Annotated in this window: 23 protein-coding genes; 13 read left to right on the forward strand and 10 right to left on the reverse strand. The window is 51.1% G+C overall.

Going from position 1 to position 21804, the window contains the following annotated elements:
- Positions 1-12 precede the first annotated feature (12 nt).
- The 6 genes from G3M78_10310 (at position 13) to G3M78_10335 (ending at position 6104) form a co-directional block, all read left to right on the forward strand.
- The gene (locus G3M78_10310; GenBank protein QPJ66831.1) at positions 13-840 is read left to right on the forward strand and encodes a hypothetical protein; all 828 of its coding nucleotides are present in this window, start codon (positions 13-15) and stop codon (positions 838-840) included.
- A gap of 9 nt (positions 841-849) precedes the next feature.
- The gene (locus G3M78_10315) at positions 850-1194 is read left to right on the forward strand and encodes a helicase (protein ID QPJ65762.1); all 345 of its coding nucleotides are present in this window, start codon (positions 850-852) and stop codon (positions 1192-1194) included.
- A gap of 666 nt (positions 1195-1860) precedes the next feature.
- Positions 1861-4104, forward strand: a complete 2244-nt coding sequence (locus G3M78_10320) for a tetratricopeptide repeat protein (GenBank protein QPJ65763.1) — start codon at positions 1861-1863, stop codon at positions 4102-4104.
- Between the two features lie 344 nt (positions 4105-4448).
- Positions 4449-4709 (forward strand): hypothetical protein, encoded by a 261-nt coding sequence (locus tag G3M78_10325; protein QPJ63875.1) that lies wholly within the window; start codon positions 4449-4451, stop codon positions 4707-4709.
- A gap of 90 nt (positions 4710-4799) precedes the next feature.
- Positions 4800-5108, forward strand: a complete 309-nt coding sequence (locus G3M78_10330) for a hypothetical protein (GenBank protein QPJ65764.1) — start codon at positions 4800-4802, stop codon at positions 5106-5108.
- A 513-nt stretch (positions 5109-5621) separates the two neighbouring features.
- Positions 5622-6104 (forward strand): hypothetical protein, encoded by a 483-nt coding sequence (locus G3M78_10335; protein QPJ65765.1) that lies wholly within the window; start codon positions 5622-5624, stop codon positions 6102-6104.
- A gap of 82 nt (positions 6105-6186) precedes the next feature.
- Here G3M78_10335 and kbl read toward each other — a convergent pair whose 3' ends face one another.
- Positions 6187-7371, reverse strand: coding sequence for a glycine C-acetyltransferase (kbl, locus tag G3M78_10340; protein ID QPJ65766.1), 1185 nt, complete (start codon positions 7369-7371; stop codon positions 6187-6189).
- A gap of 19 nt (positions 7372-7390) precedes the next feature.
- Positions 7391-8572, reverse strand: coding sequence for a zinc-binding dehydrogenase (locus tag G3M78_10345; GenBank protein ID QPJ65767.1), 1182 nt, complete (start codon positions 8570-8572; stop codon positions 7391-7393).
- Between the two features lie 168 nt (positions 8573-8740).
- Here G3M78_10345 and G3M78_10350 point away from each other — a divergent pair, with 168 nt between their 5' ends.
- The 4 genes from G3M78_10350 (at position 8741) to G3M78_10365 (ending at position 12143) form a co-directional block, all read left to right on the forward strand.
- Complete coding sequence (locus G3M78_10350) at positions 8741-9517, forward strand: hypothetical protein (GenBank protein QPJ65768.1); 777 nt, start codon at positions 8741-8743, stop codon at positions 9515-9517.
- A gap of 112 nt (positions 9518-9629) precedes the next feature.
- Positions 9630-10019, forward strand: coding sequence for an FxsA family protein (locus G3M78_10355; protein ID QPJ65769.1), 390 nt, complete (start codon positions 9630-9632; stop codon positions 10017-10019).
- Positions 10020-10053: 34 nt separating this feature from the next.
- Positions 10054-10764: a methyltransferase domain-containing protein gene (locus tag G3M78_10360; protein QPJ65770.1), complete on the forward strand. Its 711-nt coding sequence runs from the start codon at positions 10054-10056 to the stop codon at positions 10762-10764.
- 95 nt (positions 10765-10859) lie between these two features.
- Positions 10860-12143, forward strand: coding sequence for an NAD(P)/FAD-dependent oxidoreductase (locus tag G3M78_10365; GenBank protein QPJ65771.1), 1284 nt, complete (start codon positions 10860-10862; stop codon positions 12141-12143).
- A gap of 13 nt (positions 12144-12156) precedes the next feature.
- Here G3M78_10365 and G3M78_10370 read toward each other — a convergent pair whose 3' ends face one another.
- Positions 12157-12384, reverse strand: coding sequence for a hypothetical protein (locus tag G3M78_10370; protein ID QPJ65772.1), 228 nt, complete (start codon positions 12382-12384; stop codon positions 12157-12159).
- Entirely contained in the window at positions 12374-13087 is a 714-nt protein-coding gene (gene tsaB / locus G3M78_10375; GenBank protein QPJ65773.1) for a tRNA (adenosine(37)-N6)-threonylcarbamoyltransferase complex dimerization subunit type 1 TsaB, read from the reverse strand. Before tsaB ends, G3M78_10370 begins: the two co-directional genes overlap by 11 nt.
- Before the next feature lie 315 nt (positions 13088-13402).
- On the opposite strand from tsaB, the gene G3M78_10380 reads away from it, so the two are divergent.
- The gene (locus G3M78_10380; GenBank protein QPJ63876.1) at positions 13403-13603 is read left to right on the forward strand and encodes a hypothetical protein; all 201 of its coding nucleotides are present in this window, start codon (positions 13403-13405) and stop codon (positions 13601-13603) included.
- Between the two features lie 166 nt (positions 13604-13769).
- Complete coding sequence (rnd, locus tag G3M78_10385) at positions 13770-14954, forward strand: ribonuclease D (GenBank protein QPJ65774.1); 1185 nt, start codon at positions 13770-13772, stop codon at positions 14952-14954.
- Between the two features lie 20 nt (positions 14955-14974).
- Here the strand turns inward: rnd and G3M78_10390 are convergent, their stop codons facing one another.
- Together G3M78_10390 and G3M78_10395 are read right to left on the reverse strand one after the other, a co-directional pair.
- Positions 14975-15640: a tetratricopeptide repeat protein gene (locus G3M78_10390; protein ID QPJ65775.1), complete on the reverse strand. Its 666-nt coding sequence runs from the start codon at positions 15638-15640 to the stop codon at positions 14975-14977.
- Entirely contained in the window at positions 15640-17046 is a 1407-nt protein-coding gene (locus G3M78_10395; GenBank protein ID QPJ65776.1) for a motility associated factor glycosyltransferase family protein, read from the reverse strand. Before G3M78_10395 ends, G3M78_10390 begins: the two co-directional genes overlap by 1 nt.
- Before the next feature lie 113 nt (positions 17047-17159).
- Here G3M78_10395 and mutL point away from each other — a divergent pair, with 113 nt between their 5' ends.
- Positions 17160-19034: a DNA mismatch repair endonuclease MutL gene (mutL, locus tag G3M78_10400; GenBank protein QPJ65777.1), complete on the forward strand. Its 1875-nt coding sequence runs from the start codon at positions 17160-17162 to the stop codon at positions 19032-19034.
- Between the two features lie 127 nt (positions 19035-19161).
- Here the strand turns inward: mutL and G3M78_10405 are convergent, their stop codons facing one another.
- The 4 genes from G3M78_10405 to G3M78_10420 form a co-directional block, all read right to left on the reverse strand.
- Positions 19162-19701: a helix-turn-helix transcriptional regulator gene (locus tag G3M78_10405; GenBank protein ID QPJ65778.1), complete on the reverse strand. Its 540-nt coding sequence runs from the start codon at positions 19699-19701 to the stop codon at positions 19162-19164.
- Positions 19702-19768: 67 nt separating this feature from the next.
- Entirely contained in the window at positions 19769-20542 is a 774-nt protein-coding gene (locus G3M78_10410; protein ID QPJ65779.1) for a tetratricopeptide repeat protein, read from the reverse strand.
- Positions 20543-20607: 65 nt separating this feature from the next.
- On the reverse strand, positions 20608-20955 hold the full coding sequence (locus G3M78_10415) for an aspartate 1-decarboxylase (protein ID QPJ65780.1): 348 nt from the start codon (positions 20953-20955) through the stop codon (positions 20608-20610).
- A complete protein-coding gene (locus tag G3M78_10420; protein ID QPJ65781.1) occupies positions 20955-21803 on the reverse strand; it encodes a pantoate--beta-alanine ligase in 849 nt (282 codons plus the stop codon). Before G3M78_10420 ends, G3M78_10415 begins: the two co-directional genes overlap by 1 nt.
- Position 21804: the final 1 nt, after the last annotated feature.

A 21804-nucleotide genomic window follows, 5' to 3' on the forward strand; every position in this document is an offset into this window, starting at 1 on the left:
ATATTGAACAAAATGAAAACCCTGTTTTCCGGTTCCGAGGCGAAGCCGCGCGAGGCTGTCGAGCCGGAAAAGCAACCGGTCGCAACGGAGGAAACAAAAATGGAAGAGCCTAAGACGCCGGAAGCGGCGCCGAGTATGATTCAACCGCCTTCAATGCGCGACGATATGGACGAAGAAGATAAAGTAGCCGCGCCCGTGGTTCGGCGCGTGCTTCAGGCCCCGGTCATCGAAACCGGCCTGTTCGAAGAGGGAACGGACAAAATTCTCATCAAGGCGCAGGCCGCGGCGAATGGCGAGCATTGTCTGTTCCGCGTCAATCGCGATCTGTTCAAGGGCCATTCCTGGTGGTTCCCGAACTTCGAAGCTGCCGCAGGTTCTCCCATCGCCGAGCGCATGTTCAGCATTGACGGCGTCGAAACCGTTCTCGTTCATGAATCGACGGTCACTCTCACGCGCACCGATAAGACTCTTGTGGACTGGAAGGCGATGGCGACGGAAGTGGGTCAGACCCTTCGCGAATTGCTGGAAGAGGGAGGGCCTCTGATTTCCGATAAGATCATCTCCGAGATGCTCACCGAAGAGCAAATCCGCACCGGAATCCAAAAAGCCATCGACGTGGAAGTCAATCCCGGCGTCGCCGGACACGGCGGCAACGTCACCTTGCTCGCGGTCAAGGGCAACACCGTCACCATTCAAATGGGCGGCGGTTGCCAAGGCTGTAGCGCGGCGGATATCACCCTCAAGCAGGGCATTCACACCACCTTCCGCACCCATGTGCCCCAGGTGGGCGCCATTTACGATGAAACCGATCACGCCGCAGGGCTCAACCCATTTTTCTAGGTCTCAACCATGCCAAAACTGAATAAATTCAAAGTGACCGTGGAGACCGGGGACAAGGGAACCGAAGGCCCCATCCACTTCTGCATCAACAATCATAAAGTACCCTTCGAAGAGGTCAAAGGCTCCACCGCCCCCGGCGAAACCTTCGAAGGCGAGTTTGAGGTCAACAGCTTCGCGCACAGCCTGACGCTGGTTGGTCCGGAAAAGGGCGAATGGGAGATCAAGAAAATGAAGGTGGATTTTGAACCGGATTTGAATGAACCCTACGCCGTCACCTTCGGCGCAGTCACCCTCGACGAAACGACGGAAGTGAATATCTGGAAAGACCCGCCGCTCCCCGTTTTCGACGTCTGAAACCGCGGGATCACCGCAACGCGATATATATTCAGAAACGATCCAGTTTGAAAAAGCCCTGCCGGAATCCCGGCAGGGTTTTTCTAATGGCGCTCACCAAGTGTAATCCAGATTGTAAATTCAGAAAGGTCGTCATCGCGGCGACTGTTAAGTAGCGCGGTGATCCAGTCACGTTTCGCATAAGACGCTGGATTGCTTCGTCGCTTTGGCTCCTCGCAATGACGTTATTTCCAGGCAGGCTTTTCTATTGGCTCTCGCTCAATGCAATCCTCAATTTCGAAGTCAGGAGGCCGTCATCGCGAGCGACTGTTAAGGAGCGCGGCGATCCAGTCACGTTTCGCATAAGACGCTGGATTGCTTCGTCGCTGGTGGCTCCTCGCAAAGACGTTATTTCCTGGCAGGACTTTTCTATTGGCTCTCGCTAAATGCAATCCTCAATTTCGATGTCAGGAGGTCGTCATCGCGAGCGACGATAGGAGCGCGGCGATCCAGTGACGTTTGGTATGAGACGCTGGATTGCTTCGTCGCCGATGGCTCCTCGCAATGACGTTATTTCCTGACAAGGCATTTTTTATATTGGAGCGACTGCGAAGCGTTGACAATCGATTGCGAATCGGACATCATTGGCCTTCCGATATTTCCTTATAACAATGAGGAACCCCTTTCGTGAACGAACCCAAAACCCGACCCAAAGTTTTCATCAGTTACGATCATGCCACCGAAGGCAATAAAGAGCGAGTTGCAGGTTTGAGCGCGATTCTTCGCTCCAAAGGAGTGGACTGCATGATCGATCAGTACGAACCAAATCCTCCAAAAGGCTGGCCTAGGTGGATGAAGGGCCAAATTGAAGAAGCCGATTTTGTACTGGTTGTGTACACAGAAATTTATAAACTGAGATTTGAAAATAAGGATGCTCCCGGTCAGGGCAAGGGGGTTGTCTGGGAGGGGAACATTATTACCCAGGAACTTTATGATTCCTGCGGCATCAATACAAAATTTCTCACTGTTGTTTTTGATGATGGAGATGCGGCCCATATTACTGATCCTTTGAAAAAACAAACTTATTTTCAGGTATCAGCGGAAGGTGGTAGAGATTTTGAGAAATTATTTCGTGAATTAACAGGTCAACGACAAAACCTTCCTCCGCTGGGGCCAATTGAAATTTTACCAACCGATGCCGAGCCAATTACGGAAGCGCGATTCGATAGCCCAGTCTGGATGGTCCCTTACGAGAAGAATAATTTCTTTGTCGATCCGGACAATCAACTGGACGCGATCCAACAGAATCTGGAATCGCAGGGTGTTGTAGCGTTGTGTGGTCAGCCGGGGGTGGGGAAGACCCAGACCGCTTCAGAATATTGTTGGGAAAATCAAGATTCCTATTCGTATGTGTTTTGGATCACGGCGGACAACGCGGACGCGCTGGATCAAGAGTACCTGACTCTGGCAAAAGCTATGGGAATGACCTTCACGGACACGGACGATCTTTCCATCATTTCCGCCCGCGTCAAAGACTGGCTGTCGTCGCGCGCCGACTGGTTGCTGGTTCTGGACAATGTGGAGCGCTGGCAGTCTGCTGAAAAATTTCTTCCAAAAACGCGACAGGGCAAGGTCTTGATGACCAGCAACCAACCTACAGGTAGCCATTGGTTGTATCGCATGCCTGTTGACTTGATGAGTCCGGCGACGGCGAAAGCGTTTCTGTCAAAGCGTTTGGGCGCACCGGAGAATAGCGAAGGCCTTGACGCGGTCTGCGAAGTCCTGGATTACCTGCCATTGGCCTTGGAGCATGCGGGCGCTTATATCGAGAGCAATGGAATCGATTGTAAAGAATATCTGGAATTGTACAGGGAAGAAGGCTTTCGTTTATTGGGCGAAGAGGGGGCGCAGCCGACGGATCATCAAGCCGTTACTGTCACCTATGCGATGGCTTTCAGAAAAATAGACAATCCAGTTTCGATCAATTTATTGAAGGTTTTTTCTATTCTCGCCCCTGATGATATTCCTGAGTCGCTTTTTCAGGGCGACGCGCTCGCTTTGTGGGAGGGAACGCTGGGAGAACTGTCAAGTAATGTAGATTTGCGAAACGCAGTGTCGGCTATTTCAAAATATTCGCTGATAAAGCGCGAGTCCAAAACCAAAACTTTAAGTCTCCACCGTTTATTGCAAGCCGCCGTATGGCAGGAGATGGACAATGAGGAACGCAAGCTCTGGACGGAACGCCTTGTAAAGGTTTTAAGCGCCGTGTTTCCCGAACCTAAATTCGAAAACTGGGACGCTTGCCGATCCTGGGTTCCACATATTGAACATGCGGCGAACCGTATCAAGCAGGCTGAAGTTGAAACCGAATATGCGGCGCTTTTGTTGAATCAGGCTGCATGTTATTTTCATGCGTTTGGAAGCTATGCGCCAACCGAGCCCTTATTCAAAGAGTCCTTAGAGATTCGTAAGAAGGTATTGGGATACGAGCATCCGAATACGGCGAGCAGCCTCAATAATCTGGCGGGGCTGTATGAGTCCCAGGGACGTTATTCCGAAGCGGAGCCCTTGTATAAAAAGTCCTTAGAGGTTTATAAGAAAGTTTTCGGCGACGAGCATCCAGACACGGCGACCAGTCTCAATAATCTGGCGCTACTGTATGGCTCTCACGGACGTTATTCCGAAACGGATCTTTTAATTAAAGAGTCCTTAGAGATTCGTAAGAAGGTATTGGGTGACATGCACCCGGATGTGGCAGCGAGTCTCTATAATCTGGGTGTTTTGTATGCGCAACAAAGGCGTTATCAGGTAGCGGAGCCTTTGTTGGTTGAAGCTCTGAAAATTTTGGAAGCGGTTTTAGGAGTTGATCACCAAAATACACGAAATGCCCGCGAAAGCTTGAAGAATGTTCGTAGAGAAATGGGGCGTTAATTTAATGACTCAGGCCGGATGGTTGAATAGAGTCATGGTCGTCATCGTGAGCGACTGTTAAGGAGCGTGGCGATCCAGTGGCGTTTCTCATGAGACGCTGGATTGCTTCGTCGCTTTGGCTCCTCGCAATGACGGCAGGCTCTGCTTGATTTGCGTCTATCAGAACAGCCCCCCTCACCCAGCTATTGTCTGGCTATGCCTGCCCGAAAGGGTGTTTTTTTCGTTGTATCCTTAATGGGAAAAATTATTGGCTAGGGGCGATAGTGTTTGTTGACAATTTCAAGCAATCCTGTCTATTCTCAAATTTGTTCCAGATGTCCTTAACTATTCAATTGAGGGTTGCCATGAAAAAAATGTCTTCCAGAGTCATTGTGTTTTTGATGGTGTTTTCTTTTGTTTTCGGCGGGGCTTTGCAATGGTCAGGGTTTGACCTGATGGGGCCTGTTGCCGCTGATGCCAAGAAGGACAAGGACAAAGATAAGGATGATGATAAAGATAAGGATGATGATAAAGATAAGGATGATGATAAAGATAAAGATAAGGACAAGGACCGGGGTAAGAGTGATGGTAAGGGGAAGGGAAAGAAAAAAGGTCACCATAAATAAAAATGTCGTTCTTCCTGAAAAGGATCGCGCTTCTATTCATTTCGGGTTTTAACTTGAATTTATCAGGGGCTGATTTCAAGCTGGAAAAATATGAAACAGATCGAACTGGTATTTGACAGGGACTGCCCGAATGTAGACAAGGCTCGACACAATCTGCGCGAGGCGCTTGCCTTGGCAGGTCTGTCTGAGTCCTGGAAAGAATGGGACCGCAGTGATGCGGCGACTCCGGCGGATTTAAGCAGGTTCGGTTCGCCAACGGTTTTAGTCGACGGAGTGGATATCGCAGAATCTCCTGAACAGGCTGGGAATAATTGCCGGGTTTATTCTGATGGGAATGGCAGATTTCAGGGCGCGCCTGCTGTGGAGGTTCTTGTTTCGGCTTTGAACAAGACCGAGTAATGTAAAAGTTCGTCATCGCGAGCGACTGTTAGGGAGCGCGGCGATCCAATGGCGTTTCGGGGCGACGTCGTTTTCCCCCTCACCCAGCCCTCGTCAGGCTGAGCCTGCCCGTGAGGGGAGAGGGTTCATTCTTGTCGGACGCTTCGCCGCTAATGGCTCCTCGCAATGACGTTAGCAAAGGGAAGGATGCTATTCGTAGATTCGTCATCGCGAGCGACTGTTAAGGAGCGCGGCGATCCAGTGACGTTTGGCATGAGACGCTGGATTGCTTCGTCGCCAATGGCTCCTCGCAATGACGTTATTTGTTAGCTAGGCTTTTATTGTGTTTTTTTCTGTGTAAAGAGTTAGAGGGCAGGAGTGTATGGATTGTTGTTCATAATAAGGAAGGCGGGTTTAAACCCACATTAGATCGAGATGTCCTTGGTATGAAGTTGTTTAGTATCCGACGCTTCCATGTCGTTTTCTAGATTCCTGCCCCTTTACAGAAAACAAGGCGTATTTTATAAATTGAAAATGAATGATGATATTAAAATAGTAGCGATTAGCAAAGATATTAATGGCCTTTTGGTAAGATTTAATGGCGTCAAAGGTTCTATAAATTGTCCGTCGCTAGTTAAAATGATAAGGCGTATAGTTCCACTACCTTGGATTTTTCAGGTTATTCCATATGGCGAGCACAAGCGTAGTTTAGAGGGAATTTTAACTGAATTGGAGAACCATAGAGCTACTATCTGTAACCTAATATCTAACACTTCTGAAGAGAAAAAAGATTATCTTGATCTCTTGTTACAATATTCAAACTGTTTATCCGAATCTATTATTTTATTTTTGAAAATCGTTACACTGCTAGACGGCGTATCCAATAATCAGGTGAATTACAAATGGAAAGATTATATAAAAGATGAAGATCGCTTTGAAGAATCTTTTGAGAGTTGTTGTTTATTAGGGGATCGTTTAACTATGTTTTACAAAAAACTTATTGCTGACATAGTTTAAAATGTACCGTGATGGTATTTTGAAAATAGCGGTTCCAGACCGATGGCTCCTCGCAATGACGAATATGGATACTTTTCCCCAATCACAACACGCCAAGGTCCTTGCCGATTTTTTTGAAGGCGTCGACGGCGCGGTCGATGTCCCCTGTTTCGTGCGCGGCTGAGACTTGCACGCGAATGCGGGCTTCGTCTTTGGGAACGACGGGGTAGCTGAATCCGATCACATAAATGCCTTCCTCCAGCATGCGGTCCGCCATCACCGTCGCCAGCTTGGCGTCGCCAAGCATGATGGGCACGATGGGATGCTCTCCCTCTCTTATCGAAAATCCCGCTTCTTTCATTCGCGAGCGAAACCGCGCCGTGTTGTTCCGCAGTTTTTCCAGCAGATCAGGCGATTCATCGACCATGGCGATGGCCTCCAATGTTGCGGCGGCGATCACCGGTGACAGGGAGTTGGAGAACAGGTAAGGGCGGGAGCGTTGCCGCAGTAGCTCGACGATTTCCTTTTTCCCGGAGGTGAAACCGCCGGAGGCGCCGCCGAGGGCTTTGCCGAAGGTGGAGGTGATGATATCGACGCGGCCCAGTACGTCGCGGTGTTCGATGCTTCCGCGTCCATTGGCGCCGAAGAATCCGGTGGCGTGGGAGTCGTCCACCATCACATGCGCGGAGTAGCGTTGGGCGAGGTCGCAGATTTTCTTGAGCGGCGCCACGTCTCCGGTCATGCTGAACACGCCGTCGGTGGCGATGATGCTGTGTCGGTATTTTTCGGCGCGTTTGAGTTGGGTTTCCAGATGCGTCATGTCGCAGCTGTTGTAGCGAAAGCGCGTGGCTTTGCACAGGCGCACGCCGTCGATGATGCTGGCGTGATTCAGGCGGTCGCTGATGATCGCGTCTTTTTCTGTCAGAAGGGTTTCGAACAGGCCCGCGTTCGCGTCGAAGCAGGAGGAGTACAGAATCGTGTCTTCGGTTTGCAGGAATGCGGAGATTTTCGCTTCGAGTTGCTTGTGCACTTGTTGCGTGCCGCAGATGAAGCGCACCGAGGCCATGCCGTAGCCGTGTTCGTCGAGAGCGTTTTTAGCGGCCTGCAGGATGCGCGGATGGTTGGCCAGCCCGAGATAATTGTTGGCGCAGAAATTGACGACCTCTCCCTCGCGCGTGTTGATGTGCCCGGTTTGCGGCGACAGCAGGACGCGTTCGTTTTTGTAGACCCCGGCGTCGCGCAGGGCCGCCAGTTCCTCGCGTATGTGTTCGAGCAATGGATCGTTCATGAAAGCTCCTTGTTTCCGCTCAGCTGTATTTCAAAATAATTTTGGGATGCTTTTTGATCGTCGCCTCCAGCTCATCGGCGTCGGTTTCGTGAAAGGGCAGGATCACGTCGCGTCCTTCATTGAGTATGTGACGGTAGATTTTGTCCTGTAATTGATGTTCTTTGGAAGCCAGCAGATTGCTCATGATGTACCAGGTCTGGAATACCTTGCGCCCGACGATGCTGTGCAGGGTGATGCCGTTCATGATGATGTTCTGAAAATTGGGGATGACAAAATCTCCCGCAGACAAGCCAAACAGAATGACGTCGCCTCCAGCGCGCGTGGATTCGATGGCGTTGTTCAGGGCCTGATTGCTTCCCGACATTTCGAAGGCAACGTCGACGCCGTCGCCGAGACATATTTTTTTGATGGATTCCGCGATCTCCGCGTCGGCTGAGTATTTGTTCTCCGGCGTCACGGAATTATCGACATGGAACAAGGCGTCGACGCCGAGCCGATCAGCCAGCGCCAGGTTGTTTTTATTCACGTCCACGCCGATCAGCGTGGTCGCGCCCATCGCCCGCGCCACGAGCAGGGCGAAGAGACCGATGGTGCCGCAACCGAAGATGGCGACGGTTTTGCCGCGCAGGTCCACCCGGCTACAGGCGTGCACCGCGTTGCCCAGCGGTTCCTGAATCGCCGCGACCTCCGGGCGAATCTTGTTCAGGTCCGTCGGCCACAGTTCTTTGGCGGGCAGTTTGATTTGTTCGGCGAAACAACCGTCCATTGAGATGCCGATGATTTTGTGATTGGTGCAGACATGGGCGTCGCCGATTTTGCATTGGTGGCAGATACCGCAAAAGATATGCGATTCGGTGGAGACGATGTCTCCGGCTTTGTAGCCGTAGCGCTGGCTGGCGAAGGAACCGACCTCCTGGATTTCGCCCAGCAGTTCGTGTCCGCAGATGCGATAGTCGGCAGTCGGGTCGCCCGCCGCTTTTTCGGCGTCGAGCGAATCGAAGATCATTTCCTTGAAGGCGTGACGAAACCAGATGCCTTTGTCGGAGCCGCAAAACCCGGTGTAGAGAGGACGAATGAGAACCCGTCCATCGTCGAGCGCGTCTTTCGATTCGTTCAGTTCGGGCGCGGAAACGTCCCGAAACCGCATCCCCCGTGTCGCTTCCCATTCCTTGCGTTGAATATCGATCACTAATGCGCGCATGAACTCTGGCTCCTGGCAGATAGTTTCTATCTATTATAGCGCGTGTCGTATTGAATTTCTTTAAATTGCTCGACGGCGTTGTTGAAAAATTTTTAGCGGCGGGGGATTGATAGTAAGATGCTCTTGATACGAAATTTCCCTTTTGGGGTTCTATATGGGGGCTTTGCTATGATGGTTGTATCTAAAATTTCCGGCGTTCTGCTTTTGATAATTCTGGCGCTGTTCTCCGCCTGCGCGGGGCCGGTTGACGAGAAGCGTTCTCAGGTCAGCTTGAGCTTGTCTGCCTTGTCCGGTTTCAGCGCGAAGGAAATGGGAAGCCGCTATTTTGATCGGGCGATGAGTTATCAGGATTCGCGCTTTGAGGCGATTTCCCTGACCGAAATTGCTTCCGCTGAATCCTTCGAGGGAGCGGATGCGTTGTTGCTGGATTGTCGCGACGATTACGAAGGGGTCGTTTCCCTTGCGGATATCAGGGATTTTGATCTGCATATGGCGACGAAGATCATGCTCAAACCGGGAATCGCGGCGCCGGACTGGTTGCAGGCGGGTCTGATCCTTGTGCCGGATCATATCAAGGCGCCGTTTCAGGAGCGTTTTGTCACGGCGAATGTCCGCACGATTCGCTCGATCAATCTGGATGAATACTATCGACCTCTGCATGAGGCGGTTCGCAAGAAACCGGAATATTTGAAAGCCTTGCAGACCTATAAAGATAATTGCCTGTTTTGTCATTCACTGGGATCGGTGGGCGGTAAAAAAGGCGGCGGCTTGCTGGAAAAGTTCCGATTTGAGAAGGAAGAGGGGCGCAGGGCCTTTGCGGTCGCCTTCATCCAGTTTCATAATCAGGGAAATATGGACAAACAGAATATGGAGCAGTTCGTGTCTCCCCACATGCTCAGCGATCTTGCCGGTTTTCTTTATTATATGGAGGGTCTTTCTCATTGACAGGAAGCGCCTGCCCGGCTTATCTTAATGGGATTTCCCTTAGGTATTTGTTCGCAACGGAAAAATAGTAACTATTTCGATTCATTTTATAATTTTTGTAAAGGATCATCCCTTGTTATTGACAGCGCTATTTGCTTTTGGGACCGCCCTGGAATTGGGCGGCCTGATATTACTGAATAATTATATGGATACGGTTTCCATCCTCAATGAGATCATGCTGACCTTTTTGATCGGTATTGTGCTGGGCCGTAGTTATGGTAAAGAGTATTTTGAAAAAATGCAGTGGCACCTGAAATCGAAAACCCTTCCGGCGGACGATGTGCTCAACGGCGCGATCATGGCGATTGCCAGCACCTTGCTGATCACGCCGGGAATCATAACGGACATGATCGGATTTTTGATTGCGATTCCGCTGACCCGGAGTATCTTTAAAGAGATCGCTCTGAATTTTTTCAGGAAGAAAACCAACCGCGGCGAACTGTATTATTTCTTTAAAGATTGATAGCAAGCTCCCGCCAATCACCCTGTCTTGAAGCATGCTGTTTTCTGCGCCTCCCAGGAATTTGCGTCCGGAATTGCTCGATCTGGACGAAGCCCCTTTTGAAGAAGTCCGCAAAAGCCTGAAAGACGTGAGACGCGTCAACCGCTACCTGAGCGGTTATCGCGTGCTTCTGCATTACGCCGAAGAGTTGTTCCGAAGTCATAACGAAAAACGACCGCTGACGATTCTGGATCTGGCGACCGGCTCCGCAGACCAACCCCTTGCCTTGCTTCAACATGCTAAAAAAATGAAGGTCGAAGTTCGCATCACGGCGGTGGACATCAATCGCAAGATGCTGGACTACGCCAGAGAAGAAACCGGCAAGCACAAGGAAATCGATCTCGTGCAAGGCGATATTTTATCTCTCCCCTTTGCCGACAGCAGTTTCGATCTGGTCGTCAACTCCCTGTCCCTGCACCATTTCTCCAGCGAGCACGCGGTCGCGATTTTGAAGTCGGCGATGCGTGTTGCGCGGCGTCGGGTTGTGATCAACGATTTGAATCGAAGCCGCATCGCTTTCGGGGCGATCTGGATTTTAACGCGACTGCTCACGACCAATCGCCTGACCCGTTACGACGCCCCGGTCTCTGTGATGAACGCCTTCACGCCTTCTGAAATGACGGCTCTGGCTCAGGATGCGGGCTACGCGAATTTCAAGGTGCATCGTCATTTCCCATACCGCATCGCGCTGGTCGGCGAAAAATAAATTTTTTCATAGTCAGAAACGGGAATCGGCGTTCTCTCAATTCAAGCAGTGGCAATCGATCTCTGGCAGAACTTATTTCACTCTTCGAGTCGCGCATGAAAACATACGACCTGATCGTTATTGGAGGCGGCCCGGCGGGCTCGGCTTCGGCTATTTTTCTGGCGCAACGCGGTTATCGCGTCGCTTTGCTGGACCGCGCAAATTTTCCGCGAGATAAAGTATGCGGCGAATTCATCAGTCCGGGCGCCGATGCGATTCTGGACAGCCTGGGCGTGTTGGACCGGGTGAACGCCGCCTGTAGCATGCGCTTGAAGGGAATCGCCGTTTCCTCATACGAGACGGAAGGCTTCAGCGCCGAGTACCCGGATTGTCCAAAGACCGGGCGGGTGATGACGAGCCTTTCACTCGACCGCATGACCTTCGATCCGATTTTATGGGAAGCCGCGGGCGAAGCGGGAGCGGAGCGATTCCCAGGGTTTCAAGCGACGGATCTGATTTTAGAATCCGGTCGCGTGGTCGGCGTTAAGGGATGGGACGCGGAGAAGACCGTGTTTGAGCTTCGCGCCAGGGCGGTGGTCGATGCGGGCGGCAGAAACGCGATTTCATTGCGACGGCTGGGTTTGAAACGGGAACACTCCGGAGAGGGCAAGGTGGCTCTGGCCGCGCACTGGGACGGCGTTTACCCCCCGGAGCCGCTGTGCTATATGCATGTGAGCCGACCCGGTTACACGGGCCTCGCCTGCGTCGGCCCCGGACGAGCGAATATTGTTCTGGTGGTCGATCAGAAGCGATTGAGGGGCGAGTCGGTCCACGAATTTTATGTGCGCACGGTTTTGGGAAATCCCCTGCGCGCAGGCTTGCTGGCTCAGGCGCAACCGTCGGAAGAGGCGCGAACGATTGAGTCGCTGGCGTTTTCCGTACAGCCGCCGAAATGCGGCGGATTGTTTCTGGTCGGCGATGCGTCGGGATTCATCGACCCTTTCACAGGCGAAGGCATCTACCTGTCTCTGCGGAGCGCGCAACTTGCCTGCGAGACGATCGCGGATTGCCTGGATGCAAATGATTTTTCAATCACCCGGACTGCGGCGTATGAAGATCGGAGAAGGGCGGAGTTTGGAAGGAAATTTTTCTTAAGCCGGGCCTTGCAGTTTCTGTTGTATCGTCCCGTGTTATGCAAGGCGGTGACGCGGATATTTGCGCGCAATGCCGATCTGGCTTCGCGAGTGGTGGGGGTGATCGGCGATTATATCGAACCGGCGAGCGTTGTTGCGCCCCGGTTTTTGCTGGAGTTGGTCTGTCGCATGGCTCAATTCCCGGCGCAGGATCGCGCCGGGTTGGATTTTGTGAACCGTTTGCCTGAAAAATTCAGAGCGGGATAAAGAAGAATTCCTCTTATTGAATATTGGGTTCGTGCTCGACGAGCAGTTTTTCCATTTGGTCCTTCATGATGAGCTTTTCTTTTTGATGCTGTTTCTTTTCCACTTCCTGTTCGGGCGTCAGGTATTTTAATTTGTTGAGCGCTTCGACTTTTTGTTTGAGACCGTTGTGTTTTTCGTGGATTCTTTTGAATTCGGGGCTGGCGTTAATCATTTTTTCTAGCAGGTTAGCTTCAATTTCCATTGGATCGACCCTCCTTTTTGGTGATGTCGGGTTGCTTGAACTCGGCTTCCGCCTTTCTAGCATATTGAATTGTCAGTTGATTGATTTCGGTTTGCGAGTTGCTCAGAAACGCCGACCGACCCAACAACGCGGCAGATGACGCGATGGTTTGCATCGGTTTGGGCGCATCGAGAAACCGCTCCCCAAGTTGTTCTCTAAAAAACGATTCGTAAGTTTCCAGACCGCTCCCTACAAAAATCGTTGGTTTGATGATTTCATCGCACAGCGCTTCGGGGTTCATTGCACGGTCCCCGGACAAACGCTCAAGCGTTTCCCCCTCATACTGAAACAAGGCGGCGTAGACCTGCTTTTTTCTGGCGTCGAGAAAGGCGCAGATTGGTCCTTCGACACGCGGTATCGAACGCGCCACAGCTTCCAGAGTGCTGGCTCCAAACAGAGGCTTTTGAACCACCATGACAAGGCCTTTGGCCAGACTCACGCCAACGCGCAGTCCGGTGAAGGAACCCGGGCCGGAGGTGACGCAAAATCCGTCGATTTCGTTCAATTGACAGTCGGCGTGTTTTAAAACCTGATCGACCATCTCCAAAGCCTTGTCGGAATGGGTCCGTGTGCGATCATTAGTGGTTTCGTAGAGGATACAACTATCCTGAATGAGCGAAACGCTAGCTGTTGTCGTGGAAGAATCGATACCCAAGATCTTCATATGGAATCGACCTTAAATAGCCCGCAATGGGAGGAATTTTGTTCAGATACATAGTTAAAATAGGTGATAGTCGGTGAATTGTCAATCACAATTCCATGCGACAGAGAAGCGCATATGTCGCGGTTTTTGAGACGGTTTGCCAAATAATGAGCTTAATTATTGATTTTATTGGGTTTATTTTCTTGACAAAAAAACAATTTAAATTTAATGTTGATTTCTGTTTCATTAAGTTACTGTTTTATTGAGTTTTATATTAGTAAGGGGGCAGTCGAAGCCATCAGGCCGGGCTTTCATTTTTGAAAACAGGAGGGCGTCATGTTTTTTGAAGTCAAAATTTTTGATTCCAAAGGCGATTTACAAAAAGTAGTCTCTCCCAAAAAACTGAGTCGGCGGTTTTGGAAAGAGGACAGCATTGGCGTTGGGGAGTATGTTGACGGAAGTTTTGTCAAAGATGACTGGGGTGATTCGGCGGAAAAAGAACTGGGCTTGAAAATGGAAGATAAAGAATTAGGATAAACAAGCTCAAATTGATTATAATCTCATTAGAAACCGGGTTGAGGCATTGGCGGATGTTAAGATACCGCTAATGTTCACCCGGTTTTTTTTTGTACTTTATAACTGACCTGTCAGGCGACGGGACAGAAAGTATTTTTTTTATGACAGCTATCTCTATAAATCGACCATGTATATAACAACCGACGAACAACTGAAAGAACTTTGCGATACCTTGCGCGGAAGCGAAATGCTGGCTCTGGATACGGAGTTTGTGCGCGAGAGAACTTATTTCCACCGGCTGGGATTGATACAGGTGGCGAATGATGAAGTGAGCGCCGCGATCGATCCGATCACGATCAATGATCTGGAGCCGTTTCTGGAAATCATCAAGGATCCGAAGGTGTTGAAAGTGTTTCATGCGGCGCGACAGGACCTGGAAATTTTCTACCGTCTCTGCGGGATGGCGGTTCGCCCGGTGTTTGATACCCAGATTGCCGCCGCTCTGGTGGGATGGGGATCGCAGATTTCTTTCGCTAAAATTGTTCACAAGGTTTCTAAAAAACATATCTGTAAAGCGCATCGTTATACGGACTGGTGTCGGCGTCCTCTAAGCGAAGGGCAGATTGAATACGCGCTGGACGACGTTCGTTATCTCGGTCCCGTCTATAAAAGGTTGAATTCGCTCATGAATAAAATGGATCGGAAGGAATGGATCGTGGGCGAATTTCAATGCCTGGAAGATCCCAAAAATTTTCAGCCATCAGACCCGAACAAACAATTTTTAAAATTAAAAAATATACGTTCTTTTAAACCGCGGGCGCTCTCTGTTCTGCGTGAACTGGCCGCATGGAGAGAGTTGGAAGCGCGTTCGCGGGATTGTCTGGCGAAGTCGATCATTCGGGACGAAACCCTGATCGAGCTGGCACGCTCGGCTCCGAAGACGATGGAGGGTTTGCGTTCCCTGCGCGGCTTTTATCAGAAGGAAGCGGCGCGTAGCGGCAAGGTGATTCTTGAAACCATCGAGAGAGGCTTGAACGTGCCCGACAGTGAGTGCCCGCGACTTCCCGAGTCGGACGGTTACACGGCGCCGCGCGGGCTGGAAGAAATCCTTGCGGCGGGCGTGCAGGTGCGGGCGGAGGAAATGAAGATCGAAGCCAATGTGCTGGCGGATCGAAAACAGATTCATGATTTTGTGAAATGTTTTGAGCGCAATCAGGATCTGGAAGAGCATTTTCTATTCCAAAGCTGGCGCAAGGAATGTATAGGCGAAACCCTGGCGTCCTTGCTTCACGGCAGAACCGCGCTGGTGATCGGCCAGGATCGAAAGGCTCAATTGATGAAGGTGGAAAGCAACGGAATCCATTCCGAATGATGGATTGACTTAAGGCGCGGCTAGGTGGTGGTGGGTAGCGCGTCGTACCAGCGTTTGAATTCCGGCGTCGCGCGAACCGCCGTCAAGTCCTCATCCCCTGCGATTTCTGCGACTCCGGGAAGTCCTTTCTCAATCGCTGTTTGCAACATTTTCAAACTTTCCTGCAGTTTTCCCGTCAACGAATAATAACAAGCGTAGTTGTAATACAGGTAAGGGTGGGAGGGGTTCCTGCTCTCCAGCGCTTTCAAGGTATTGAACGCTTCATCGTATTGTTTGAGCCGCAGATAAGCGGAACTGAGATTGACGTAGCTTTCTGAGAAATTTTCGTTGTGGCGCAGGGCCATTTTGTAATTGACGATGGCTTGTTCGGCTTCTCCCTTACTGAGAAAACGATTGCCCTCGTTGTAATGAAAGATGCCCATACGCCGCTGGTTTTCAGGGTCCGAATGATCCATCGGCCCATGATCGTGTCCGTCGTCTGCATGCGATTCTTCCGAATGGCTTCCCTCCATCCCCTTGGAGCCTTCCATTTCTTTATCCTTCGTGGATGCTTCCTTCAGGACAGGCTCCAGGCTCGGCGCGTTATTTTTTTGCGCTAGGTCGGCGATGATCGTGATTCCTGCGCACAGGATGAGCAGGGGAATGATCGCTTTTTGCATTCGCAATTGCCATTTGTTGTTTGTCATTATCCGTCGTGAGTGAATGAATGCGGGTTTTGGATATTGGGAATGGAAGCGATGCTCGCTCCGTGCGATCCCCAGTTGACGATTTGAACGTCGGGGTGACGGTCTATGATTTCTTCCAGCGATCTCAAATAACTATACATAACCTGGCTGGTGTTTACCATGTTTCCCTGAACGCCTTCGGTGGGCGTGGTTTTGCTTCTCACAGTGGACTTGCGTTGTTCGATAGAAACCGTGCCGCCAGGAAGAACGCGATCGAGAAATTCCATAGAGGGAACCGAGTATCGAGCGTAAGCGCGACTGCTTGTGAATGCGCAGTCCTGACCGGCGAGCAGAATGGGATCGCATCCCCACTGAATCAGGCAATCGAGGGCGAGGCAGGCGACGGAGCCGCCGGATTGCGTGACGCCTTTATCGCGCGCCCAATCGACTTCATCCTTGTAGAGCCGATGACCTTTTTGAATCGCGACGCGCTTGGGTCCTTCGTATCCGGCGACCACGCGCGGGAAGGCGGTCGGCGTGAAGATCAGCGTCGCGCTTTGTTTGAGGCGTCCGTTGAAATGCTTGAAACTGGCTTCCTGCGGGTCGAGGGTGAAGACATAATCGGGAACGATTCCTTCCTCCATCAGAACGGGCAGGGCGGTGTCGACGCAGGCGATTAAAGTTTTTTTTCGCGCCAATAATTTTAAATAGGGCAGGACCTTGTCCAAAGAAGGACCGGCGCTGACCAGCACAGCCGTTTGCCCTGCATGCGCCTTTGCCAGGTCTTTAATACCCGAAGAACTGTCAATCCATTCCCGGTTCCAGTCGAGGTTGGAGCGTTCCTGATCGCCAAGAACGGCGGGAAAGCGTCTCTCGATCAACAAAACTTCGAGGGCGTTGGACAAACGCGGAAACTGTTCCGGGATGCATTTGAATGCGGGATTGAGAAAGCGGATTTCCAATGGATGCCCCGGGCGCGAATTCAGACGCGCCATGGCGGCTGAAAGTTTGCCGACAGCGCTTTCTTCGTCCTCGGCATAAATCAGAGAGAATCTAGGGTCAGAAAGCACGGCGCTGTGATCGCGGCAGGTCAGGGCGGTTTTCAAAATATCCGGGTTCAGTTCGATGACGACGAGCGAGCCGTCGTCGCCCAAACGCTTCAATAATTCCGGCAGGTGATAGCCCATGCCGAAGCCGTAAAGAACGACCTGACTGCCCGCTGAAATCTTTTCTGAAAAGCGGTTGCCTTCCGTTTCCGGGTCATATACGCTATGTAACAAGACGCCGTTGTAGCGCAAGGTGGGCTGACCATTTTTTGCGTTAAGGATTTCCAGAGAGGGAGGCGACGCGCGTTTCTGGAGCTTGGACAAGCCATCCTTGTTTTGGTCCAGAGCCTTCAGGTTTTTTTCAAAAAAATCAACGGTCAATAGAATGTCCTTTCTTTTTTTCCGTGACCCATCATAACATTATCCCGTTTATTCTTGTCATTGGATGACGCTTGAATTAAAAAAACAGAGAGCAACCCGCCGGAAGTGTAGCTATGAATAAAAGGTCTGAATCCGAAAAATCGCCGATGTCCCGAATCCATGTTCTGCCCGATGCGCTGTCCAACCAGATCGCGGCGGGGGAGGTGGTGGAGCGTCCTTGTTCGGTCGTTAAAGAACTCGTGGAAAATGCAGTGGACGCGGGCGCGCGAAAAATTTTGATCGAGGCGGAGCAGGGCGGCAAAGAACTCATCCGCGTGGACGACGACGGTTGCGGCATGTCGATGGAGGATGCGGAATTGTCTTTCGAGCGTCACGCCACCAGCAAGATTTCATCGCAGGAGGATCTGGTGCGCATCGGGACTTTTGGGTTTCGCGGCGAGGCTCTGCCCAGCATCGGTTCGGTCGCCAAAGTGCGGTTGACCACATCGCTCGATGAAAATCAGGGCGGCCAACTTGTCTCCGTGGAAGCGGGCGAATTGAAGATGTCCAAGCAGGTGGGGCGACCGCGCGGCACTCAGGTGGAGGTGCGCCATTTATTCTTTAACACGCCGGCGCGTCGGAAATTTTTAAAATCGGACAGCGCGGAATTTTCTCATATTGTTCAGGTAGCGACGCAACAGGCGCTGGCGCATCCCGAAATTCATTTCACGCTGATTCATAACGGTCGGAAGATTCTCAATACCGCATCCACCGATCAGTTGCTCTATCGTATCGCTGAATTGTTCGGCTCGGATTTAGCGGGGGAACTGGTGCAGGTCGATGCGGAGGTCGGCGACTATCGCCTGACCGGATTTATCTCAAGCCCAGTGTTCACGCGCTCGAATCGCAATAATCAGTATGTCTATGTGAACGGTCGACTGGTGCGCGACAAGGTGGTGCAACACGCGACCCAGCAGGGCTACAGCCATTTGCTTCCCAAGGGAAGACACCCCGTGATTTTTCTGTTTCTGGAAATGGACCCGGCGCTGGTGGATGTGAACGTTCATCCCGCCAAGGCGGAAGTGCGTTTTGCGTTCCAGAGCGACGTTCACCGTTTCGTCAGCCGCGCGGTGCGCGGCGCCTTGTCGAGCAGCGATAAACTGCCGCTCGCCGAACCGACGCAGGAATCCGGAGCGGGAGCCACTTATTCGCCGCCTTCAGCGCACAGCGTGCAGAGCCATCACGACCAGCCTTCGGCGCAACGGACCATGGAATGGAAACGTGAGGAGCCGTCTCCAAGGGAACATCAGGAAGCGCTGGCTCAGTCGCTTGGCGCCCTTTACCAGAGCGAGGCTTCCGATACGCATCGCGATGTCACTGCGGGCGGTATGACGCTGTTCGAGAAAAAGGGCATCCCCTTATCAAAACTGATTTATTCCGAATTCGAGCCGATCGGGCAGTTGGAAAATTCCTTTATCATCATGCAGGGAAAAAAGGGAATGGTGATTGTCGATCAGCATATAGCGCATGAACGGGTGTTGTACGAACGTTTTCGCGAAGCGGCGCGCGACAAGCGGGTGGAATCGCAACAACTGCTTTTCCCAAAGACCCTGGAATTTTCTCCGGTGGAGGCGCAGATTTTGACGGATGAATTGCCGGTATTGAAAGAACTGGGGATGGAGCTGGAGCCGTTTGGAGAGAATGGTTTTTTACTGCGTTCGGTTCCCGCCATCCTGAAGAATGAAGACCCGGAGCGCGTCCTGCGCGACATTCTCGAACTGGCTGAGTCGGGAGAGGGCAACGCCCTGCAGAATAAATTCGACGACATTCTTATCATGATGTCGTGCAAGAGCGCGATAAAAATAAACCAGCCGATGGAGTTGAACCAGATTCGCAAACTGATTTCTGATCTGGAAGCCACTGAAATGCCCTACACCTGCCCACACGGACGTCCGATCTCTCTCCTGTTTGACATGGACGATATTCTCAAAAAATTTCTTAGAAAATAGTCTCAATTGTCCCTAGATCGTTCGATCTCTCTCCTGTTTGATAGGGGCAATATTCTCAAAAATTTCTTAGAAAATAGTTTCAATTGCCCGCACGGGAGTCCGATCTGAAGGGTCAGACTTCAGAAGTTTAGAGCGCGGATTTTTCGTTATAGCATTGCGCCAGGTTCTTCAAGCGTTCAATATTTTTTTTCTTGATAACGCTTTTAGGCGTGCGTTTGAGGTAGGGTGAAAGTTTGCGCTTGTTTTTAAGCGTCCACTCCGCATCGAGAATGTATTTTTCTTTCTGCTCAGCGCTGAGATTTTTGAAGCGGTTCACGGCATCGCTCTCCTGACGGTCGAGGCAGACCAGAATATCCTCGGCGATTCCCTTGATCGTCAGGCGACCGGAAGCGAGGCTCCCGCCCAGGACATGAGGTTTTTTTATAATCCCGGATACAAAATCTTCTTGAGTGAGATCGTCCGCCTGGGTTTTTGTGGTCAGGAGTTGATCGAGGCTGAGTCCGCCAAGCCGGGCGATTTGCACCAGCGTGGAAGGCGGCGGCGGGCGTTCGCCGGATTCGTAGCGCACATAGGTGCGAAATCCAATGCCAAGCACTTCTGCCATGGCGAATTGGGTGCAACCATGCATCTTGCGAATGGTTCTAATATTATCTGAGAGGAAGGACATGATTCCTCCATCCCTTTTACAGGGAGGTAGAATCCATACCTGGGATTCTGGCGACAGTTAGGGTAGCTCAGGCAAGCTCAATACCGTTCTTTTTGAGAAACTTGTAGGCTTCGTCAATCCAGTAACGCTCTTTTTCCAATTTATAATCGGGCAGGTCTTTGGAAGAGCCGATAATACTTTTCATGTAACCAATGGCGCCCTGTTTATCGCCTTTTTTATCCAGCAGGCGGGCGTAATGGTAATAGGCTTTGAAAAAGTGAAATGAGTTGATCACTTCTTCGTACATCTGGAGCGCCTTTTCGTCTTCACCAGCGAGTCGGTAGCAGTCGGCGAGTCCAAAAATAGCATTCCCGTAATCGTATTTCCGGTCGATAGCGACCAATTTTTCCAGCACTTCGGCAGATTCCATAAATCGGCCCAGACCGTGCAGACATTTTGCCAGACCGTATCGCGCTTCTTCCATTTCAGGATCTTTGCGGATGGCTTCCTCAAATTGAGGAATGGCCAGTTCAAATTTCTTTTGTCCAAGATAAGCCTGTCCGAGTTTGTCGTAATGATAGGCTTTGTGATACTGGTTGATCAATTCCTTCAATTGCAGGGTTTCTTCGGTTTCCAGCTCACGCGCCGAAGACGGGACTGGGGAGAGTACGCGACCGATGCCGCCGCCGCTTCCGGGAACCTGTGACGGAGCCTTGGATTTGACGACGAAAAAATAGATCAGCGAGCCGATGGGAAACAGCGCAAGCATGATCACAACCCAAACGAAATGTTCTTTTCGTTGAAGACAATCCAGGCACATCCAGCCTGTAAATACCCCTGCAATGACAAAAAAAATGTCCATCTAAAATCTCTCCTGGATTGCGCTTTAATTCCTATTAAAGAATGAAAAGCGACAAAACCGGTTGGTTATCGTATTACGTTATTGTTCTCGTTGAGCAAAGCCACTCTAGGAGCATATTCCTGGGTAACGTTATCCATCATACCATAGGCGGCAATTATGATGCGATCTTTAATATGAACCATGCGCGCGGCCGCGCCATTGACTGAAATGACGCCGGACTTGCGTTTGCCCGGAATCACATAGGTTAAAAATCGATTGCCATTATTGATGTCATAGATATGCACCTGCTCGTAGGGCAGGATGTCGACCATTTCCATCAGATCCTGATCGATTTCAATGCTTCCTTCGTACTCCAGATTCGCGTCGGTGACGCAGGCCCGGTGTAGTTTTGATTTTAACATAATACGTTGCATTAAGCGTTCTCCACAATACAATTATCAATCAGTCGCGCCGATCCTACTTTTACCGCCAGCGCGATCAAGGCTTTTCCATCAATGATCTCTTTCTCCGACAGGTTGTTTGCGTCGCAGATAGAAATATAGTCAATTTCTGTTTCGGGTTCTTCGGCGATGAATTCCCGTAAAAGCTGGCGAATGGACTCGCTCCGATGTTCCCCGGATTGTATCTTGTCCCGCGCGAGACTCAGCGCTCTGTTGATTTTCAGAGCCGACTGCCGTTGCCGGGTCGTCAGGTAGCGATTTCTGGAACTCATCGCCAGCCCGTCTTCATCGCGAATCAGCGGCGCCGCGCAAATTTCGACGTCGAGATTCAGATCGCGGACGAGGGTCTCGATCACGCGCAGTTGTTGCCAGTCCTTCTCGCCAAAATAGGCTTTGTGCGGAGCGACGATATTGAACAGTTTCAACACCACTGTGGCGACGCCGCGAAAAAAACCGGGGCGGCTCGCCCCACACAAAAATTGTGTGATTCCTTCAACCTCGACGTGAGTTTTGAAACCGTCCGGGTAAATCTCAGCCGCGTCGGGATAAAACAAATAGTCAACGCCCGCCTCGCTCAACAGGGCGATGTCCTGATCGATGCTTTGCGGGTACACGGCTAAATCTTCCGTAGGACCAAATTGCGCCGGGTTGATGAAAATACTGGCGACGCTTCGGTCGCATTCGGATTTTGATTTTGCGACGAGACTCATGTGCCCGGCATGCAGGCATCCCATGGTCGGCGTGAAGCCGATGTTTTCTCCATTGCTACGGATCGCGCGCGCGATGGATTTCATTTCCCCAACAGTTTTGACGATTTGCATG

Origin of the sequence: Candidatus Nitrohelix vancouverensis, assembly GCA_015698305.1 — a bacterium.
GTDB lineage: Bacteria > Nitrospinota > Nitrospinia > Nitrospinales > VA-1 > Nitrohelix > Nitrohelix vancouverensis.

Coding starts and splice junctions, on each gene's coding strand:
- G3M78_10310 (QPJ66831.1), top strand. CDS start 13: ATGAAAACCCTGTTTTCCGGTTCCGAGGCGAAGCCGCGCGAGGCTGTC.
- G3M78_10315 (QPJ65762.1), top strand. CDS start 850: ATGCCAAAACTGAATAAATTCAAAGTGACCGTGGAGACCGGGGACAAG.
- G3M78_10325 (QPJ63875.1), top strand. CDS start 4,449: ATGAAAAAAATGTCTTCCAGAGTCATTGTGTTTTTGATGGTGTTTTCT.
- G3M78_10330 (QPJ65764.1), top strand. CDS start 4,800: ATGAAACAGATCGAACTGGTATTTGACAGGGACTGCCCGAATGTAGAC.
- G3M78_10335 (QPJ65765.1), top strand. CDS start 5,622: ATGAATGATGATATTAAAATAGTAGCGATTAGCAAAGATATTAATGGC.
- kbl (QPJ65766.1), bottom strand. CDS start 7,371: ATGAACGATCCATTGCTCGAACACATACGCGAGGAACTGGCGGCCCTG.
- G3M78_10345 (QPJ65767.1), bottom strand. CDS start 8,572: ATGCGCGCATTAGTGATCGATATTCAACGCAAGGAATGGGAAGCGACA.
- G3M78_10350 (QPJ65768.1), top strand. CDS start 8,741: ATGATGGTTGTATCTAAAATTTCCGGCGTTCTGCTTTTGATAATTCTG.
- G3M78_10360 (QPJ65770.1), top strand. CDS start 10,054: ATGCTGTTTTCTGCGCCTCCCAGGAATTTGCGTCCGGAATTGCTCGAT.
- G3M78_10365 (QPJ65771.1), top strand. CDS start 10,860: ATGAAAACATACGACCTGATCGTTATTGGAGGCGGCCCGGCGGGCTCG.
- G3M78_10370 (QPJ65772.1), bottom strand. CDS start 12,384: ATGGAAATTGAAGCTAACCTGCTAGAAAAAATGATTAACGCCAGCCCC.
- tsaB (QPJ65773.1), bottom strand. CDS start 13,087: ATGAAGATCTTGGGTATCGATTCTTCCACGACAACAGCTAGCGTTTCG.
- G3M78_10380 (QPJ63876.1), top strand. CDS start 13,403: ATGTTTTTTGAAGTCAAAATTTTTGATTCCAAAGGCGATTTACAAAAA.
- rnd (QPJ65774.1), top strand. CDS start 13,770: ATGTATATAACAACCGACGAACAACTGAAAGAACTTTGCGATACCTTG.
- G3M78_10390 (QPJ65775.1), bottom strand. CDS start 15,640: ATGACAAACAACAAATGGCAATTGCGAATGCAAAAAGCGATCATTCCC.
- mutL (QPJ65777.1), top strand. CDS start 17,160: ATGAATAAAAGGTCTGAATCCGAAAAATCGCCGATGTCCCGAATCCAT.
- G3M78_10405 (QPJ65778.1), bottom strand. CDS start 19,701: ATGTCCTTCCTCTCAGATAATATTAGAACCATTCGCAAGATGCATGGT.
- G3M78_10410 (QPJ65779.1), bottom strand. CDS start 20,542: ATGGACATTTTTTTTGTCATTGCAGGGGTATTTACAGGCTGGATGTGC.
- G3M78_10415 (QPJ65780.1), bottom strand. CDS start 20,955: ATGCAACGTATTATGTTAAAATCAAAACTACACCGGGCCTGCGTCACC.
- G3M78_10420 (QPJ65781.1), bottom strand. CDS start 21,803: ATGCAAATCGTCAAAACTGTTGGGGAAATGAAATCCATCGCGCGCGCG.